The following is a 19,061-nucleotide window of genomic DNA, read 5'->3' as shown; positions in this document are numbered from 1 at the left end:
TAAAGAGAATAATTTTTATAAAATCTTTATAATTGATTTAAAGGATTTTTAATATTTACCTTTAAAATTATACATAGTTCGTACTTAACAAGTAGACTGTATAATTAGATAAATTTCTTACGATGATAACCAAGATTTATCAATGTTTTGTTGGATACCTATATATTAAAGACAAATATATTTATGAAGAAATAAGGTGATAGAATGAAGAAAAATACAAAATTTATGGAAGTTATTCATAAAGGAATTGCTCTATTGCGTCAATATAGAAATAGAGCAAAAAAAAATCATGAAAAATTTCATAAAATACAGGATGAAATCAATAGAAAAATTAAAAAAGAATATATGGAAGCCAATGGATTTGAGTGGTATTATAGACATGTTAAATATTCACGTATATTTACTATAATTTTTAATATAATTGTTTGGTTTTTGATATTCAGATATTTTGGTGTAAAAGCAGCTGCTGTTGGTTTCGCTATAATCATTGGATTTGGTGGACTTCATCAATTTATATTTAATAGGAGCTTGGAAAAAAGGATACTAAAGCCTATAAGTCAATTAAAAAAGGGTGTAGATGAAATCTCAAAGGGGAATTACCAGGTTGCTGTAGAAAATGAGGTTAGCAGTGAAATAAAAGATTTAGTGGATTCTTTTAACGAAATGGCAAAAAAACTTAGTGAAGGGGAACGATTGAAGAAAGCTTACGAGGAAAATAGAAGAATGCTTGTAGCAAATATTTCACATGATCTTAAGACACCAATTACATCAATTCAGGGATATATTGAAACTATGCTGGAGATGGATGAAATAACACAGGATAAAATAAATAAATATCACCATATAATATATAATAATGCCATTTACATGAATAAATTAATAGATGATCTTTTTTTATTTTCAAAATTAGATATGGATAAATTAGAGCTAAATTTAGAAAAAATAGATGTTAGTGCTTTTATGGAAGATGTAATGGAGGAATTTAAATATGAGTTAGAAGATAAAGGTATAGAATTTTATTATGACAATGAATTACTTCAATCTTTTAATATAAGTATTGATAGAAAAAGAGTGCATCAAATATTCAGAAATATTATTGGTAACGCTATGAAATATGGCTTGAGAGATAATTTACAAATAAAGGTTAATTTATATCAGCAAGAAGATTATGTATGTATTGATATACATAATAATGGGCCAACTATACCAAAGGATAAGCTTCAGCACATTTTTAATAGATTCTATAGGATAGACTATGCCAGAACTAAGGATTTAATGAGTACAGGACTTGGGCTTGCCATAGCTAAGGAATTGATAGAAGCTCATAAAGGTAAAATTAAAGTTGAAAGTGAAGAAATAAAGGGTACTTGTTTTACTGTAATGTTTCCAAGAGATAAACAATTGTAAGATGAACAGCAGCCATGATATTTTCTATTGAAATTTTTGCAATGAAGTATTTGGGTAAAATTGTTAAAACAAAATTTGTTCTGTGTTTATCGTTTTCTAGTTGAGCTGAAGGTATAGTGTTACAGTGAATAGCTATTAGATAAATCATGACTAAGCTGGGCTTATACAAGGAGGATAGTAATGAAAAAGATTTTAATAATTGAAGATGATTTAAATATAGCGGAAATGGAAAGAGATTATTTAGAGCTAAATGGATTTGAATCAGAAATTGCTCAAGATGGCATTGAGGGACTTAAAATGGCATTACAGGGATTGTACGATGTAGTAATTGTAGATTTAATGCTTCCAGGAAAAGACGGCTTTGAGATAATAAAAGAAATCAGAAAGAAATTTGAAATACCTGTAATTGTGGTTTCTGCAAGAACAGAGGATATAGATAAAATAAGAGGTTTAAATTTTGGTGCAGATGATTATCTGACTAAACCCTTTAGCCCAGCTGAGCTTATGGCTAGAATAAAATCTCATATAGGTAGATATGAGAGACTTAAAGGTCGTAATGTATCTTCAGATATTATAAGCCATGGTGGATTAGAAATAAATACAGCTTCACATAGAGTTTCTGTTAACGGGAAAGAGGTTCAATTGACTTCCAAGGAGTATGGAATATTACTATTTTTTGCTTCAAATCCTAATATTGTTTTTACTAAGGAACATATTTTTGATAGAATATGGGGGGATGAATTTTGCGGTGATATGGCAACTGTAGCTGTCCATATCCAAAAGATAAGAAAGAAGATAGAAAAGGATCCTTCAAACCCAGAGCTTATAGAAACATTATGGGGAACTGGTTATAGGTTTAAATTATAAAATTTATTACAATTTAAGAAAAGGCGGTGAACCTCCGTTATTAATTTACTAAAAATAGAATGCTAAAGTTTTAAGATAAATATAGAATATTATATTTTAGTAGATTTAATAAAGTAACGGTTTAAATGAATACATCAGAAAAAATAAATTATAATAATTCAAAGAGGCAGAAGTACTTAGGGGATAGAGGCTTTGTAGTATTTATTGCATTTCTCGGTGCATTTGTGCCTCTGTCTACGGACTTATACCTGCCTGCTCTACCAAGTATGGTTGAAAGCTTTCATACTAATATTGCTTTATTAAATTTAACGTTGATATTTTTCTTTATTTTTTATGCTGGAGGAATGTTGTTTTGGGGACCTTTAAGCGATAAATATGGCAGAAGACCAATACTATTATCCGGACTAATTATTTATACTTTAGCAAGTATATTATGCGCAAATTCTGCAGCTGTTTATCAGCTTATTGTATTTCGTATTCTGCAAGCTATTGGAAGTGGTGCAGCAGTTTCTGTATCAGTGGCAATGATAAAAGATTCTTATGATGGAAGGAAACGTGTATCTATTTTAGCTTTGGTTCAGTCAATGGCAATGCTGGCACCGGTAATTGCCCCTGTTTTAGGTGCTCTAGTATTAAAGATAACTTCCTGGCATGGGGTGTTTTGGATATTATCTTTTGTGGGTATTATAGCAATAGTAGGTGGGGTATTTATGCAGGAGACAATAGCTAAGCGTAACAATGGAAATATATTTCAGACTGTTGGTAGAATAGGAGTAGTAATTAAAAATCCTAGATTTACAGTTCTTCTCATTATTTTTTCAATTCAAATGCTTCCAATGCTGGCATATATATCTATGTCATCATACATTTATGTGGATGGTTTTGGCTTGAGTGAGCAGGCTTACAGTTATTTTTATGCTTTTAATGCAGTATTCTCAGTAATTGCACCACTGTTTTATATGAGATTATCAAAGCATTATAAAAATAATCCGATTATTACTACTTGTTTTGGAATAATTGTTGTAAGCGGTATATTAATCATAACTATAGGAAAATTTTCACCATGGTTATTTGCATTATCAATATTGCCAGCCACTTTGGCAGGAAATTTAATAAGACCACCAAGTACTAATTTAATATTGGAACAGCAGCGTGAAGATACAGGTACTGCTGCATCACTTATGAGTTTTTCATATACCTTTATGGGCAGTATAGGAATGATGCTTATTTCTTTGAATTTTGGAAACAGAATTTTTGTGATGGGTTCTATGTACGTAGTTATTGCTTTAATAAGTTTAGTGCTTTGGATTTTAGTACAAAAGAAATCTTTTATAAATAATGTTTAAATTAAATGAATTGATATATAGAATTTTTGTTTAAATAATACTCCGATAAGTAGATATAGTTAAAATACTTTTTTAAATCTACTTATCGGAGTTATTTTTATATTATTAAGTCTATTGCTTTGATTTACTAATTGTTGTTGTATTGCTATGCTATAATTGTATCGGGTGATTATATGAAAAATATTTTGCTAGTAGAAGATGACAAATCTTTAAATAGAGGTATTAGCTTTAAATTAGACAAAGAAGGCTACAAGGTTTTTTCAGCTAAAACAGTTAAAGAAGCCTGGAAAATATTTAATAACAATAATATTGATCTTATTTTGCTTGATGTGGGGCTACCTGATGGTGATGGTTTTGATTTCTGCAGTGAAGTGAGAAAAAAGAGCAAAGTACTTATTGTATTCCTTACTGCCTGCGATCGGGAAACGGATATTGTTACAGGACTTGATCTAGGGGCTGATGATTACATAGTTAAACCCTTTAGTCTCATGGTATTGATGTCAAAGATAAATGCTCTTCTTAGAAGAAATTCTGGTGAAGAATATGGAGAAAGATTATTTTCTAGAGACATAGTTTTTTCTGTAAAGGATATGAAGGTCTTGAAAAAGGATAAAGAGTTAATTTTAAGCAAAACTGAGCTTAAGCTTTTAAAATATCTAATGGATAATGCACAGCACATCATAACTAAAGAACAGCTTTTAAGTCAATTGTGGGACATTGAAGGTAATTTTGTAGATCAGAATACTATTGCTGTAAATATAAGAAGGCTAAGAGAAAAAATAGAAGATATACCTTCACAGCCTAAGTATATAAAAAATATAAGAGGTATAGGATATATGTGGATAGAAGGATGTGCAAAAGGATGATTAGTTATATAAAAGAGGAACCATTATTAAAAAAATTATTGCTATTATTAGTAGGTAGTATTCTTTTTATGTGGGTTTTAATTTTTTTTACACATTATTATACTGTTCATAAAATCTACAATGAACGTATTAACTTTAACAGAGAACTAATAGGTAGTCTTACAAAATTATATCCTGAAAATGAAACTGACATAGTAAAAGCAGTACTTAATAAAGATGATAACGAAAAAGATTTGGGCTATGGAGAAGAGATCTTAAAGAAATATGGCTATGATAGCACAGTAACAGTATGGAATGATGATAATTTTAATAAAGAATTTAAAAGCTTTATTATTAATGATTTTATTATGTTATTGCTGCTGTTAGTTATATGTACGATGCTTTTTAGTTACTTTAGTTTATATTTTATAAAAAGCCTGAAAAAGCTTTCAAATAATATTGATAACATTACTGCTGGCAACTATTTATTTAATATAGAAGATTATGGAGAAGGGATTTTATCAAAAATATCTACTCAGTTTTATCAGATGGCAAGAAGAATTGACTTGAGTCTTATAAAACTAAAAGAAGAAAAACAAAATATAAAAGCACTGGTTACTGATATTTCACATCAAATCAAGACACCTCTTGCGTCTATCAAGCTTTTTAATTCACTTCTAATTGAAGATAATAATTTGAATACCAGGGAAAGAAATGAATTCTTAATGACAATTAAAAGTGAGTCAGCAAAGCTTCAGTGGCTTGTGGATTCCCTTATAAAGCTATCAAGACTTGAAGTTGGCATGATTGAATTAAAAAAAGAAAATAAATCTATAAAAGATACTATATATAAGGCGGTTGAGGGTGTATATTCAAAGGCTTTATATAAAAATATTAACATAATAGTTAATCCTATTGAAGAAAATTTCATTTGTCACGATGTTAAATGGACTAAGGAAGCTATAATTAATGTACTTGAAAATGCAGTAAAATATTCATATAAAAATGGGGAAATAAACATAAGTGTTGCCAAATTAAATTCTTATATAAGAATTGATATTAAAGATAGTGGAATAGGTATTGCAAAAGAAGATTTCAATAAAATTTTCAAGAGATTTTTTAGAGGTAACTCTGATTTAGTTCAAGAAGAGGAAGGGTCTGGTGTAGGTCTATACCTTTCCAGAAAGATACTGGAGGAACAGGGTGGAAGTATAATAGTTGATTCTTTATTAGGTAAGGGAAGTAAATTCAGTCTTTTCTTACAAAAATGTAAGTAATCTTGAAAGTAAGTTGTAATTTATCAATGTTATCCTCTAACTATATTAAAAATATCAAAGAGAGGTAATGTTTATGAAAATATTGGAGACAAAGTCACTAAAAAAGCATTATGGGAAAGATGAAAATTTAGTTAAAGCAGTGGATGATATCAACTTAAGTGTAGAAGAGGGAGAATTTGTGGTTATAATAGGAACTTCAGGTTCTGGTAAAAGTACTCTTCTGAACATGATTGGAGGACTAGATAGACCTACTTCAGGAAAAGTTATTATTGAAAATAATGATATATTTTCAATGGATGATGAGAAGCTTGCTATATTCAGAAGAAGAAAGATAGGCTTTGTTTTTCAAGCATATAATCTTGTGCCGATTTTAAATGTGAGGGAGAATATTATTTTACCCATAGGACTTGACGATAAGGAAGTTGATGAAGTCTATGTGAGAGAGCTTATGGAAACTTTAGATATTTATCATAAGAAGAATTCGCTTCCAAATGCAATATCGGGAGGACAGCAGCAGCGTACAGCCATTGCAAGAGCTCTTGCCTCAAAGCCATCAATAATACTTGCAGATGAGCCAACGGGAAATCTTGATTCTAAAACAGCCCAGGAGGTAATGTCTCTTCTTAAAATGTCTGTTAAAAAGTATCATCAAACCTTAATTATGATAACTCATGATGATAAAATTGCTCAGATGGGAGATAGGGTAATCAGAATAGAAGATGGAAAAATTAAAGCGGGGGAGGTATAAAAATGAACACTATATCTAATCTCGCTAAAAAAAGTTTAAAAGCCTATAAAACTAAAAATATATTAGTTATCTTAACTGTAATATTCTCTACTTGTCTAATAACTTCAGTGAGTATTTTTGCCTATAGTATTCAGAACATGATGAAAAATTCAGCAGTTGAACAAGCAGGAGGTAATTATCATGCCATTTATACTAATGTAAATGATAAACAATTTGAAATACTTAAAAATAATAGAAATATTGAAAAAGTGGGTGAATATATTCAACTTGGAAATGTGAAACAGGAAAAAGCAGGAGATCCAAGGATAGCCTTAATGTATGTCAGTCCTTCAACTATGGACATGACAAATACAAAATTAAAGGAAGGAAGATTACCAACAAAAATTAATGAAATAGCCATTGAAGACTGGGTACTGGATAAATTAAAAATAAATTGGAAAATAGGAGATACCATTCATATTGAAGATGAAGCTAACTCTATAAAAAATGATTTTGTTATAAGTGGTGTACTGCAGGATAATAAAATGAATAAATTACAAAATACAAGCTCAGCCATACTATCAAAGGAATTTATATTAAAAAATTCACAAAACGCAGGAAGTTCTTTTTTTGTAAGAATTAAAAACCCTGGAAATATAGAAAAAGCTATTTTGGATGTGGGACATAGTATAGGACTCAAGGATAAAGATATAAAAGTTAATAAAATATATATTCAGGCAAGTGGTGGAGATATTCAAACAATGATTCCCTTTGTAATTATAGGTTTGATTGTTATATTTGCAACGATTATAGTTATTTATAATATATTTTATATATCTGTTATAGAGAGAATCAGACAATTTGGATTACTTTCAGCTCTTGGGGCCACTAGGAAGCAAATTGGAAAGCTCATATTCAGGGAAGGTTTAATTTTATCTATGATAGGAATTCCACTGGGAATTATACTGGGACACATTTTGTGTTATGCTGTAAAATTAGTGTTTTCACAGTACTTTATAGAAATAAAATTTTCACCCTATATAATACTTATTTCAACTTTAATAAGCTTAGTTACTGTAAGTATTTCTCTTAGAAAACCAGGAAAGCTTTCTTCAAAAATATCTTCAGTAGAAGCTATAAAATATAATGGTGTACAGCTTTATGAGGGTAAAAAAGAAAGAGCTTCTATTAAGAAAATTACTATATTTAAAATTGCATATTTAAATCTTTGGAGAAATAAGAAACGGACTATTATGACTATGCTATCTCTTACTATGAGCGGTATTTTATTTATTACAGTTTTCAGTGTTGTTAAAAGCATGAACATAGACAATTTAACAAAGCAGGAATTTAAACATGAATTTGCTTTAACAAGTACTGATACAAAGGGCAGTCCTTTAAATGAAAATTTAATAAATAGGATAAAAAAAATAGATGGTGTTAAAGAAATCAGTACTGAAAAGCTTGCATTAAATGTTTTTAAGGATAATGTAGGATCTATTTTATATGGATATGATGATAAGCTTCTAAATGAGTTAAAGAAACATCTGATAACAGGTAGAATATCTGCAGGAAAATTGAAAAATAACAATGAAATTCTGGTTGTAACTGATTATGATAACTATAATAAAGGAAATTTTAAATACAAACTTGGAGACAAAATTAATCTTACAATTAAGGATAATAGATCAGGTGAAAGTATAAAAAAGCAATTTACCATAACGGGGATAGTAAGTAAAAATATAGCTAATTTGGGAATGATTAATTATGGAGTGACTAGGGGAGATACCTTTATAACTCATGAGAACATATTTGAAGGAGCTGAATATAAAAACCTATTATCCACATCAGAAGATAATAAGCTGGCAGCAGTTTATATAAATATAGATGATAGTAAATTTAAAACTATAAAGAGTAATATAAAATCTATCATAGGAGACAATAACCAAATATGGTACGATTCCTATACAGATAATAGAAAGGAAATTGAAAATCAGTATATGGGAATACAAATTATTGCTGGAAGTGTTGTGGGAATTATAGGTCTTATTGGTGTTTTAAATCTTATAAATACCATGGTAACAAGTATACTCACCAGAAAAAAAGAATATGGAATGCTTGAAGCAGTAGGGCTCTCTAAAGTGCAACTTAGAAAAATGCTTCAAATTGAAGGTCTATATTATTCCTTAACAAGTTCTTTAATATCTCTAATTGTTGGTTCAGGATTAGGATATTTATGTTTTAAACTATTTAGAAAAATTGGAGCGGACTATGCAGAATATGAATTTCCATTGATATCTATTGTGGTACTGGTTTTGGTTTTTGTCATAGTGGAAATATTAATTTCCTATGTGATTGAAAATAAGCTTAAAAAAGAATCAATTATTGATAAGATAAGGTATAGTGAGTAAATTTATGAAAAGATTCAGTTAAGATAAAATAGAAAGTATCGAAAATTTACTAATGTAATTGAATAAAAAATTAAATCAATAATAAAAGAGGAGAATTACCTGGAAATGGTAGGAATTCTCCTCTTTATGAGTCAAATATTTTTTCTATGGAAGCTTTAAAATAAAGGTATCCAAAGATAATCATTTTTATTTGGACTTAAATATTTATACTATTAAGCTAAAATCATAACATCAGTTGATTTAACAACTGCAGTTATTTCTGCACCTTCTTTAATACCAAGTTCTTCAACTGAATCAAGAGATATTATTGAAGTGATTTTGTTTCCACCAGCGATTTCAACAACTACTTCAGCAGTTATAACACCTTTCTTTAAACCTACAACTTTACCCTTTAATTGATTTCTTGCACTTAAACTCATAATTGAATCCTCCTTAATTTATCTTTTATATTTGTTTTTAATTTTCTTTTAGTTTCGTTCCTTACACTTATTATTATACATAAGTATTTTATAAATTCAAGTCATTGCTTATATTAGGTATCGATTGTTTTTGCTAACTATTGTTTGTTTTAGATGTGTATTTATAATTTTCTATAGTTTATATACAGAACAATTTTAATTAAAACTTGGTTAAAGTGATTTTAGAGAATCAGTTATAATTAGTCATATAAGAGCAATGAAAAAGTGTTAATAATTTGTTAACGAATAAAATAAAAATTGTATTTATTCTAGATGAAAATAGATAAAACGGATATTAGAAGCTTTCAACTCAAAATATTATTCAGCTTTCTTAGAAAATATCCTGATATTAGTGGTGAAAAGCTTAAAAAAATAAGGTAAGCTTTTATTGCAGATATATCTTTAAATATAAGTATAATTACTATTAATATGCTTACACTAAAAGCTCTTCCTCCATTAAGAACTACGTCTCTATTAATCATATATTCTATTTTACTATTTTCTTCATTTGAACTGTCTATAACGTTAAAAGTTGCAGAAGAAAGTTGTATCAAAAAGAAGGGGAGACAAAAGGCTTCAATTATAGCATACATAAAAAGTGTACTGTATTTTACGTTTATAACTAATGGCCAAACGGCTAAAAAGGAACCTATAATTCCAATTAATATTGCAAGTTTTCTATGCGGTGGTTTGATTATTTTTTGTACAAGCACATAGGAAAAGGATGTTATAAGCGAGGCAACTAGTGCAAATATTCCTAAGGTAAGTTCTTTTTTAAATACTTCAATTGCCAGTATATTTATGAGAAACATCATTACTGAGTCTCTGAGGCCTCGAAAAAATGTTGACTTTCTAATGATTCGCCAATTTTCACTGTTACTTCCAAAGGCTCTTTTATAATCAATTTTATCGGAATAATCATTACATTTAAAAATTGCGCTGATTAATACCAATAAAATAAATATAACGCAGGTAATTGTGAAAACTATTCTATATCCTGCAAGTCCTTTAAATCCATTAATTATAACTGCTGCAGTTATAGGTCCGATGATTGCTGCAAGTCCTGAAAAGCCACCATTTAAGCCGTTGAAAGTATCTCTGTTATTGATACTTGTAAAATCACAGCATAGAACATTGAAGGGAAGCCAATAAAAACCGGCTGCTATGCCAGAAATAATTCCAAGAGAGTATATATAAATAGTACCTTTATTTCCTATATACAGTATGAGCGCAAAAAAAAGTGCGTAAATTAGCAATCCCAATCTTAAGGACCAAATTCCATTTTTCTTTTTTGATAATATACCTGCAAAGACAAAAGTGATGGGAGTAGTTAAATTAATTATTAAATTGTAAATAGCAATTACAATTAAATTATTTGTCTCTCTCCAGAAAAATACATTTATAAAAATACTGGATAATCCCATGGAAAAGGCAAATAATGAACTTATTACAAGTAGAACCTTGGCATTCCTACACATAAATATTCTCCTAACTATCTTAATAAACAGAATTCTTGGCATCAGGTGGAGTTTTTACTCCATCTGATGCTTAGAAGTCGTTATCCAGGGACGTAGCCACTCTTTACTCCCACTTTGAAGAAGAGGGGAGTATTAGAGTGGGTAGTCATCGGATAAATATATTATGTGCATTATTGTTTTCCAAATGCAAAGAATTAGAAATCTTCTTCGTTAATTTAATTATAGAAGTATTAATATAATAAAAATTGTTACCGTGTTTACTACATTTATCTTTCTGTTGGATTTATACTAATCTATTTTACTTATGAAATATTCCAAAGTCTTAAGTAAAAAGAGGTCAATAAAATTTTCATGACAAAAGCATTAAAAGTTGGAAGAGAATAATTAAGGTATCTTCAAATAAATAATAAGCAAAATATATTAGTTATTTATTTGAAGATACCTCAAATATGTATATAAGAATAGATGTTTGAATATTATTTTTAGTAGGAACTTTATTTTGGAGATGATATAATTTGGAATCCAATATAATACTAGTAATAATATTAGCTATTTCAATAATAGGGAAAGCCAATTCTGTGGCAGTTGCTACGGCTATACTTTTAATTATTAAGCTTTTGAATATTGAAAAATACATTTTCCCTGCTTTAGATAAGAGTGGAGTATTTTGGGCACTTGTGCTGCTTATAGCGGCTATACTTATCCCCATAGCAAATGGAAGCATAAGCTCCTTTAAAATTAAAGATAATCTTACTTCAACCATAGGAATAATTGCACTTTTATTATCCTTCTTTACTACCTATTTAAGTGGGCTTGGGTTAAAGTATTTAACTGTGCAAGGGCATGGAGATGTAATGCCAGCGTTAATTTTAGGATCAATAGCAGCAGCAGCCTTTCTAGGAGGAGTTCCTGTAGGGCCTCTTATTACTACTGGTCTACTTGCAGTAGTTATGAAGATATTTCATAAGGAATAATTTAATAATTTAAAGATTCATCTTATGGAAATTAAATTTAACAGTGTTAATAATATGATTAAATTGGATTCTTAATACAGGGTTAATATGAGTGAATAAATAATATTGATATTTTTAGCTAGTATGGTAATATGTGGGCTATAGTGTAGAGGATATAAAAAGATGTATTGTTTTAATATGAACTCATATGCTTTAATATTTCCATATATCTTTGAGAAACTTGAGGATATACTGTAAGTATGGTATCTATGAGATAATCTATGTTCATGTCATCTACTTTTTTTAATGAGGTATTGCCAAAAACTAGAGAATCCTCATTACCTAAAGAAGTATATACTGTGTCTACAATTGGGGATTGCATAACGGAAGAATTTTCCATACATTTTTCTGAAAAGTACAGTATACCATCTATTACAACAAATTCTCCATAGGCGTATTCTTTTTTAGAGCTGTTGGAATTATCAGATATACAGTCAAATTTAGTATGCTCCACATGTTTTAGATCCAACCTATTTTCATCCTCTTCTCTTGTGAGAACACATCTTACATCAAGTTCTAATAGCCTATTTTTTATATGCTCTGAAAAGCTTTCTCCAAATTCTGCTATGAATTGTTTCATTGAGATAGTCTTTTTTAGTTTGTAGTTTTTCTTATACATAACAACTCTCCTTTTTATTGTATTAAAAAACCAAAACCACCTTTAAAAGGTGGTAAACATTTCTTTATAAAGTATATAATAAAAAAATATTATAATTAAGCTTGTTTTTTAGGACCTACTATCATAAACATATTTCTACCTTCAAGCTGTGGAGCTTTTTCAATTACTCCTAATTCTCCTATTTTAGTGATGAATAAGTCTAAAACTTTTTTACCCATTTGGGTATTATTATTTTGTCTACCTCTAAATCTTATAGAAACTTTAACTTTATCACCATTTGATAAAAATTTCTTAGCGTTATTAGCCTTAATATCTATATCATGTTCTTCTATGGTAGGACTAAGTCTTACTTCCTTTAAAACTACAATTTTTTGACTTTTTTTAGCCAATTTTAGTTTTTTGGATTGTTCATAAATATATTTGCTATAATCCATTATTTTACATACAGGTGGCTTCGCATTTGGAGAAACCATAACTAAATCTAAATCACTTTCTCGTGCAAGTCTAAGTGCTTCTTCTGTTTTAATTATACGGGTATCTTCTCCAGCCAATCTTACTTCTCTGCTTCTAATATTTTCATTTAAAATTAAATCTTTATTGATATATAACACCTCCAAAGTATAATGAGTATTAACCCATTATATAATATTATCACTTAAAATCATTTTTTACAACTGATGTAATATTATTTTATTTTTTTTTGTAAAATTAATTCTGTTTTGCTATAGTATGTCTAGGTTTAATGGAATTAATTACTTGTTTACAATTGTTTTATAAATAGATTAACATACTTAAGTGTGACACTTATTATTTTTATATATTTCTTTATTCTTCATCTTTATTGGTGAAGTTTTTTTATTTTGTTATAGACGGAATTTTTGGATTAATATGGAACTTTACAAGGGTTAGTCATCAGATAAAATGAATTTTATTCTGTGAGAAATTATAAATTTTTATCCACATAGATAACTGTTTAAATAAAATTTAATTGAAATTTTATTTAAATTAAATTTTATTTAAAAAAACCTTAATATTTACAAGAGTTATATCGAATATATATAAAGTGTTTTTTTAAGTGAGGTGAAAAGATGTTTTTTAAGATATCCCTTGAAGAACAAGTAGAAAAAGCTAAAAGGAATCAAGAAGAACTAAACAAATTAATTGAAGCTTATAAACCGTTTATAGCGAGTATTTTACACAAGAAAACAGGGAAATTTTTTGAATACGGATACGATGACGAACTTACTATTGGTATGATGGCTTTCAAGGAAGCAATTGAAGCCTATGATAAAAGCAAGGGTAAATTTTTAACTTTTGCTAAACATGTTATTATTCTTAGAAACATAGACCATTATAGAAAAAGTGAAAAATTAAAAGATAAGATTTGCTTACAGGAAATTAGTACAAGTGAAGATGATAGAGAGAGTAACGCTATGATGAGTAAGGCTATAAAAGAATATGAATATGAAAAAGAAAATGAGATCAGAAAGTTAGAAATTTTAGAATATAAAAAGGAACTAAAAAAATGGGGGATAGAATTTTCTGAATTAGTACAAGTATCTCCAAAACAAGAAAATCTTAAAAAACTTTATAAAGAGGTAGCACAACTTATTATAACAGAACCGGAAATGTTAGATAGATTAATAAGTGTAAAGAGGCTGCCGATAAAGGAAATTCAGCGTAATATGCTTGTGCACAGAAAGAAGCTAGAGAGAGGAAGAATATATATTATTGCATTGGTAATAGTATTGATTGGTGATTATGATGTGATAAAAGAATATATAAATTGAAGGTGAATGTATGAACGCAATTATACTGGAGTTATTAAAGGATAAACTCATTGTATTGACAAAAGAAGGGGAATTTATAGAAATAGATAAGATTAGTGATGCTGTAGAAATTGGACAAGAAATTATAATAGATGGACAAAAAAAGTGTAAAAAGCAGATTTCGAAATGGGTTATTTCTATAGCGGCAGTGGTTATGTTGGCAGTATTTATTTTTGGAGATTATATGAAATATTACAAGCGGCAAGGATATATAAATATTAGCATCAATTCAAATGCTAATACTGATGCTAATATTGTAATCGATTATAATATTTACGGTGATTGTATAAAAATCTCAGCATTAAATAAAAATGGAGATAAGTTGGTTAGAAAAATAAATGGATTTAAGCATAAACCTGCAAATATTGTGATTAATAATATCATCAACGTTGCTAAACAGGAAAAATTTATAGCAAATCCAGAGGAAAATGTGATTTTAATAACAAATACTAAAATTCATAAGAAAATTGATGATTTGGAATTAGATGATTCGGTAAAAAATTTTGTTAAAGAAAATAAAATAGAAGCAAAAACTATCTTGCTGGAAGCAAATAAAGATGAATATAAAAAAGCAGAACAGGATAATACTCCCATTGATAAATTTCTTTTAATAAATGAAGTAATAAAAGGTAATTCATCATATAAATTTGCTGATTTAAAAGAAAAATCTATAAAAGAAATAATCAATATAATCGATGAAAAAGAAAATAATGAAAATAGAGATGTGAAGGATACGGGAAATAATGTATCAAAAGATGTAAAACCATCAAATGATGCTGAAAATAAAGCAGAAGTAAATCAAGAAAAAAGAATTACAACAGAAGAACAGTTAAGAAGTATAGAAGATAAGAACAAAGAGAAAGAAAAGAAAAATAGTGAACAACAAACTTCAAAATATATACAAAACTATAAAAAAGAGGGAAAAGAAGATAGTGACAAGGAATATGGAAAGATTAATAAAACGGATATGAACAATAAAGCAAAACATGAAAAGGAAGATAAGAGTAAGGATAATAAAACCAATAATTTTATTAAGACAAATAAAAAGTAAAAATGAAAAATACAAGATAAAAATTGAATAGTAACACAATTTTGGGTACTAGTTTTATTTAAGACTAGTACCCTTTTGGAAATGTGCAGCTTATTGTTTTAGTTATTGATAGAACGAAGATGTTTTATCGTAACATTTTTAAATATGGATTTGCCTCCAATAGAAAAAAGAGTAATTCTTTTATCGTTTAAATTAGGAAATACTTCGTTTGAGTAAGTAACCTTACCATCATCAACAAATACTTCTATACTTGTTTTATCAACAAGAATCTTTAAATGAACCTTCTTGTTGCTTGTATCAAAGGCTGCTTTACTTTCAATATATTTTTTGCTTTTGTCTGGTTGGCCTGTAAAGCCTCTATTGACATAAGTGTATTGTCCTTCAACAAAAACTCCTACGTCTATATGACGTTTTTTATCTGATGACTCTCGGAGTCTAAAGCCTATATTTTTGGCATCCGACCAGCTTATATCTGCATCGAGTTGATATGCTTCGCTTTGAACTTTCAGTGTTTTTGAGCCTGTAACTTCAATTTGCTTAAAATTATCAGTTGACGTTATTAGACTATCCAAGGTTTCAACAGGCTGTGAGATCAGGCTGTAGGTATTATCTGTTTGTTTTTTCAAGTTGATCTGGCGCACAATGGAATCTATTCCATTGAATCCATCCTGTATTGTTGGGGTGTTGTTTGGATAATCCCAGTTATTCATCCAGGCTAGAGCGTAACGTTTCGTAAATTTATCAGTGCTGTTGCCATTCTGAAAGGTTACTCCTGCATACCAGTCAAAACCATAATCCAGCCATTGGGGCTCATTTTGATTGGCAGCAAATTCTTTTCCATTATAGTTCCCTATCCAATAGGCATAAGTATTGGGCTTACCAGAAGATTTACCATTGGCGCTGGCACCTAGAATCCACTTATATGTTCCATCATTTGCCTGCATTATAAAGAGATCGGGACATTCTACAATGCCTATATTTTGTGTAAAGAAACCACCTGTATAGTTCCAATTTTTCAGATTGTAAGATTCGTAAAAGCCAATTTTTGTCCCTTCTGCTAAGAGCATTACCCATTTGTCGTTCTGAGAATCCCAGATGATTTTTGGATCTCTAAAATCTTTTGTACCTGGATTTAGTATAATGGGTTGGTCACCATAAGATTTAAATGTTTTTCCTTTGTCTGTACTGTACCAAAGAGATTGTTCTTGCTGATTGTCACTTCCGGAAGGTTGTGTTACTATGGCCACAATGGCTCCTTTTCCAAAGCCGGCAGTATTTTTGATATCAACAACCGTAGATCCTGACCATATATCCCCATTTTTATTTGTATATTTAGGAATAGCCACTCCCTCATCTTTCCAATGCACTAAATCTTCTGATGTGGCCTGCCGCCATTCTGTACCATTGCCATTTGGATAATCATGATTATAGAGATAATAATAATGATATTTTCCATCAAGAAATATAGGCTTTTGTGGATCATTTTTCCATTTATCAGGTGTTGTAAAATGATATATTGCCCGATAGTTTGGTTTTTCATGAATAATTGTTTTATCTATCCTCTTATTTGTATGATAGATAAATAAGAAGATAGATGATAGGATTATCAAACAGATAATTATTAAAGCAGCTAATCTATTATATTCTATCTTATAAATTTTTCTTTTTTTCAAGTTAAACACCTCCATTTTGCTCGTTTATATTCTGGCTGATGTGGGAAGAAGTATACATATTTGTTTTTAGATGCTTTTAATCTATAGATAATCAACTTGATATATAAATTTATACTTTGAAATATAAATTTAAAAAGACGTGTATTTTAAAACAATGTTTAATTGTGAAGTTGCATATGTTATAAGAAGGTATAAATTTATTTATAAAAAATGCCGATAAAGTATCGGCATTTTTATTTTCTTTAAATTAAATTTTTAGTTATTTTTGCGTAAGTTTTTTAATTTATTTATTGAATATGTTTTTTTTCTTTATCAATGGTCAATTGTCCTTGTGGAAGGATACCGTTTGGCACAACAGATGTTTTGTCTCCTTTAATATTAAGTAAGAAGCTTGGAGCAAAACTTGAATGATGGTCAGAATATAAACCTCTGTTTGTTATATAACTTGTAATTACTACATTATTTCCTTTTTCCTGTGGTACAGCAAAGTGAGAATAAGTAAATGTAGGGTCAGCAGGGTCAAGATTCATACTTAATACAAGTCCGCTGCCATTTAACGGTTTATATGATCCGGTTAAGGAATTTGAAACGTAGCCTAACATGTATACATCCTTATCGCCTATTCCATCAATAGTCATTTTAGCTCCTCTTGAATCTGTGAATAAGTACCATTTGCCATTCATTTTAAATACATTAGCACGTTCGATTTCATCTGTTACTGTATTGGAAGTAATTAATGGTTTCATCACTTTTTTAAGTGTATAATCATTATTCAATTCAATAATACCTAGTGCTCCATTTGCTAATGATGCAAGTTGTTTTTTAGGTCCAATTAATAGTTTGTCTTTTTCTGTCTGGAAGAAAGTTTCACTTCCACCATAGAATGCTTTATTAAATAAGGATTCATCACCTTGGTATCCATCATCTGTTCCTGTATTAGCTTCAAAAACAAGATATTTATGACCATTATCTTCAATGTAGTGAGGATCTCTTAACGTGTGGTTATCGCCAGAAAGATCAGCACCCTCATCGATAAATTGTTGAACGTTCTGATAGATTGTACCGTCTCCGCCATCAAAGATTGATTTTAGATCTTCTACGCCATCAACTTTCAACGTATTGGCATTGGCCTCAGATAAATTGATTTGAGCCGTTGTTAAGGTTTGTTTACCATAATGTCCGGAATCTGGTGACCAGCTATCTCTATCTGTATAAAATAATCGAACTTTTCCATCTTTTGTTAAAGTGCCAGAGCCTGACCATTCTTCTGCTTGATTATTTAGAATTGGATCATTTGGAACGAATTTATCACTATCTTTAAATACTCTACCAGCACTTTTCCAGCTATCAATGGATGTGTCGCCTATTTTTTGATAGAATAAGTAAATATGTGTATCCCATCCTCTTTTAGGGTCTCCTGCTAAAGCAAAAACCAGATTGTATCCATGATAATTTGCTACTGTTCCATCAGCGTTTTGCAGCGGCCAGCTATCCCAAACATCTAAATCAATTAGGTTGCCAAACTCATCATAACCTTTTGCTGAAGGAATATTTTTTAATGTGGATGCATCGAATTGAGGAACTTTAAATTGTGCATTGTTTTGCTGTCCAGATATTTTTGACATATTGTAACGTGTAATATGAGAAATATCATAGGTGTTGTTATAATCAATATTGCTAGCAAGAGCGACAGATCCACCGCCTGCGCCTACAAGTAAAGCTGTGGTAAAAGAAGTGCTTAAAATAATTTTCATAATTTTTGATTTGATCATTAGTTAGACCTCCTAAATATGTATTTTTTCTATTAAAATTAAGTTGAAGTAAATTTCTATTTAATTTTAGAATTACGTTTATAATAAAGTGAAATAGAAATTGCATATGATTAGCTATTGCAATAAATGGAAAGCGAACAAATACAAAATGGATACTGTGTTTGTTCGCTTTCTTAAAATGGAGATACCAGTAATGAGTAACTGGATAATTTATCTAAACTTAGTGGAAGTATAAATAGTGGAAATATAAACTGCCGCTAAGCAAGATACATTGATAAACAGAGTTTT

At 29.3% G+C, this 19,061-nt stretch carries 16 protein-coding genes; 10 read left to right on the top strand and 6 right to left on the bottom strand.

The annotated features are described in order from the left end of the window. Positions 1-204: 204 nt before the first annotated feature. The 7 genes from ABF633_RS01475 to ABF633_RS01445 all read left to right on the top strand — a co-directional run bounded on the left by ABF633_RS01475 (position 205) and on the right by ABF633_RS01445 (position 8,880). Positions 205-1,407: an ATP-binding protein gene (locus ABF633_RS01475; RefSeq protein ID WP_415521300.1), complete on the top strand. Its 1,203-nt coding sequence runs from the start codon at positions 205-207 to the stop codon at positions 1,405-1,407. A 180-nt stretch (positions 1,408-1,587) separates the two neighbouring features. Next, the gene (locus tag ABF633_RS01470; protein WP_415521299.1) at positions 1,588-2,274 is read left to right on the top strand and encodes a response regulator transcription factor; all 687 of its coding nucleotides are present in this window, start codon (positions 1,588-1,590) and stop codon (positions 2,272-2,274) included. Positions 2,275-2,399: 125 nt separating this feature from the next. After that, complete coding sequence (locus ABF633_RS01465) at positions 2,400-3,620, top strand: multidrug effflux MFS transporter (RefSeq protein ID WP_415521297.1); 1,221 nt, start codon at positions 2,400-2,402, stop codon at positions 3,618-3,620. A gap of 173 nt (positions 3,621-3,793) precedes the next feature. Continuing rightward, complete coding sequence (locus tag ABF633_RS01460; protein ID WP_415521295.1) at positions 3,794-4,486, top strand: response regulator transcription factor; 693 nt, start codon at positions 3,794-3,796, stop codon at positions 4,484-4,486. Further along, a complete protein-coding gene (locus ABF633_RS01455; protein ID WP_415521294.1) occupies positions 4,483-5,742 on the top strand; it encodes a sensor histidine kinase in 1,260 nt (419 codons plus the stop codon). Before ABF633_RS01460 ends, ABF633_RS01455 begins: the two co-directional genes overlap by 4 nt. Before the next feature lie 73 nt (positions 5,743-5,815). After that, positions 5,816-6,490, top strand: coding sequence for an ABC transporter ATP-binding protein (locus tag ABF633_RS01450; protein WP_415521292.1), 675 nt, complete (start codon positions 5,816-5,818; stop codon positions 6,488-6,490). Between the two features lie 2 nt (positions 6,491-6,492). Then, positions 6,493-8,880 (top strand): ABC transporter permease, encoded by a 2,388-nt coding sequence (locus ABF633_RS01445; RefSeq protein ID WP_415521290.1) that lies wholly within the window; start codon positions 6,493-6,495, stop codon positions 8,878-8,880. Positions 8,881-9,092: 212 nt separating this feature from the next. On the opposite strand, the gene ABF633_RS01440 is transcribed toward ABF633_RS01445, so the two are convergent. Together ABF633_RS01440 and ABF633_RS01435 are read right to left on the bottom strand one after the other, a co-directional pair. Next, positions 9,093-9,299 carry a TOBE domain-containing protein gene (locus tag ABF633_RS01440; RefSeq protein ID WP_415521288.1) on the bottom strand — a complete coding sequence of 69 codons (207 nt, stop codon included), beginning with the start codon at positions 9,297-9,299 and terminating at the stop codon, positions 9,093-9,095. Positions 9,300-9,643: 344 nt separating this feature from the next. Continuing rightward, positions 9,644-10,816 carry an MFS transporter gene (locus ABF633_RS01435; RefSeq protein ID WP_415521286.1) on the bottom strand — a complete coding sequence of 391 codons (1,173 nt, stop codon included), beginning with the start codon at positions 10,814-10,816 and terminating at the stop codon, positions 9,644-9,646. Positions 10,817-11,331: 515 nt separating this feature from the next. Between ABF633_RS01435 and ABF633_RS01430 the strand changes: the two genes are divergently transcribed. Next, positions 11,332-11,790: a DUF441 domain-containing protein gene (locus tag ABF633_RS01430; RefSeq protein ID WP_415521284.1), complete on the top strand. Its 459-nt coding sequence runs from the start codon at positions 11,332-11,334 to the stop codon at positions 11,788-11,790. Between the two features lie 172 nt (positions 11,791-11,962). On the opposite strand, the gene ABF633_RS01425 is transcribed toward ABF633_RS01430, so the two are convergent. Together ABF633_RS01425 and infC are read right to left on the bottom strand one after the other, a co-directional pair. After that, the gene (locus tag ABF633_RS01425) at positions 11,963-12,448 is read right to left on the bottom strand and encodes a hypothetical protein (protein WP_415521282.1); all 486 of its coding nucleotides are present in this window, start codon (positions 12,446-12,448) and stop codon (positions 11,963-11,965) included. A gap of 95 nt (positions 12,449-12,543) precedes the next feature. Beyond that, on the bottom strand, positions 12,544-13,059 hold the full coding sequence (infC, locus tag ABF633_RS01420; protein ID WP_415521333.1) for a translation initiation factor IF-3: 516 nt from the start codon (positions 13,057-13,059) through the stop codon (positions 12,544-12,546). Between the two features lie 477 nt (positions 13,060-13,536). Here infC and sigI point away from each other — a divergent pair, with 477 nt between their 5' ends. Further along, positions 13,537-14,238, top strand: coding sequence for an RNA polymerase sigma-I factor (gene sigI, locus ABF633_RS01415; RefSeq protein WP_415521280.1), 702 nt, complete (start codon positions 13,537-13,539; stop codon positions 14,236-14,238). A 10-nt stretch (positions 14,239-14,248) separates the two neighbouring features. Continuing rightward, the gene (locus ABF633_RS01410) at positions 14,249-15,328 is read left to right on the top strand and encodes an anti-sigma factor domain-containing protein (protein WP_415521278.1); all 1,080 of its coding nucleotides are present in this window, start codon (positions 14,249-14,251) and stop codon (positions 15,326-15,328) included. A gap of 98 nt (positions 15,329-15,426) precedes the next feature. Here ABF633_RS01410 and ABF633_RS01405 read toward each other — a convergent pair whose 3' ends face one another. Further along, positions 15,427-17,001 carry a glycoside hydrolase family 32 protein gene (locus ABF633_RS01405; RefSeq protein ID WP_415521276.1) on the bottom strand — a complete coding sequence of 525 codons (1,575 nt, stop codon included), beginning with the start codon at positions 16,999-17,001 and terminating at the stop codon, positions 15,427-15,429. A 287-nt stretch (positions 17,002-17,288) separates the two neighbouring features. Next, a complete protein-coding gene (locus ABF633_RS01400; RefSeq protein WP_415521274.1) occupies positions 17,289-18,773 on the bottom strand; it encodes a glycoside hydrolase family 68 protein in 1,485 nt (494 codons plus the stop codon). Positions 18,774-19,061 lie beyond the last annotated feature (288 nt).

This window comes from Clostridium sp. (assembly GCF_047718555.1).
Lineage (GTDB): Bacteria > Bacillota > Clostridia > Clostridiales > Clostridiaceae > Clostridium_I.
This window is presented reverse-complemented; position numbering and strand designations above follow the sequence as displayed.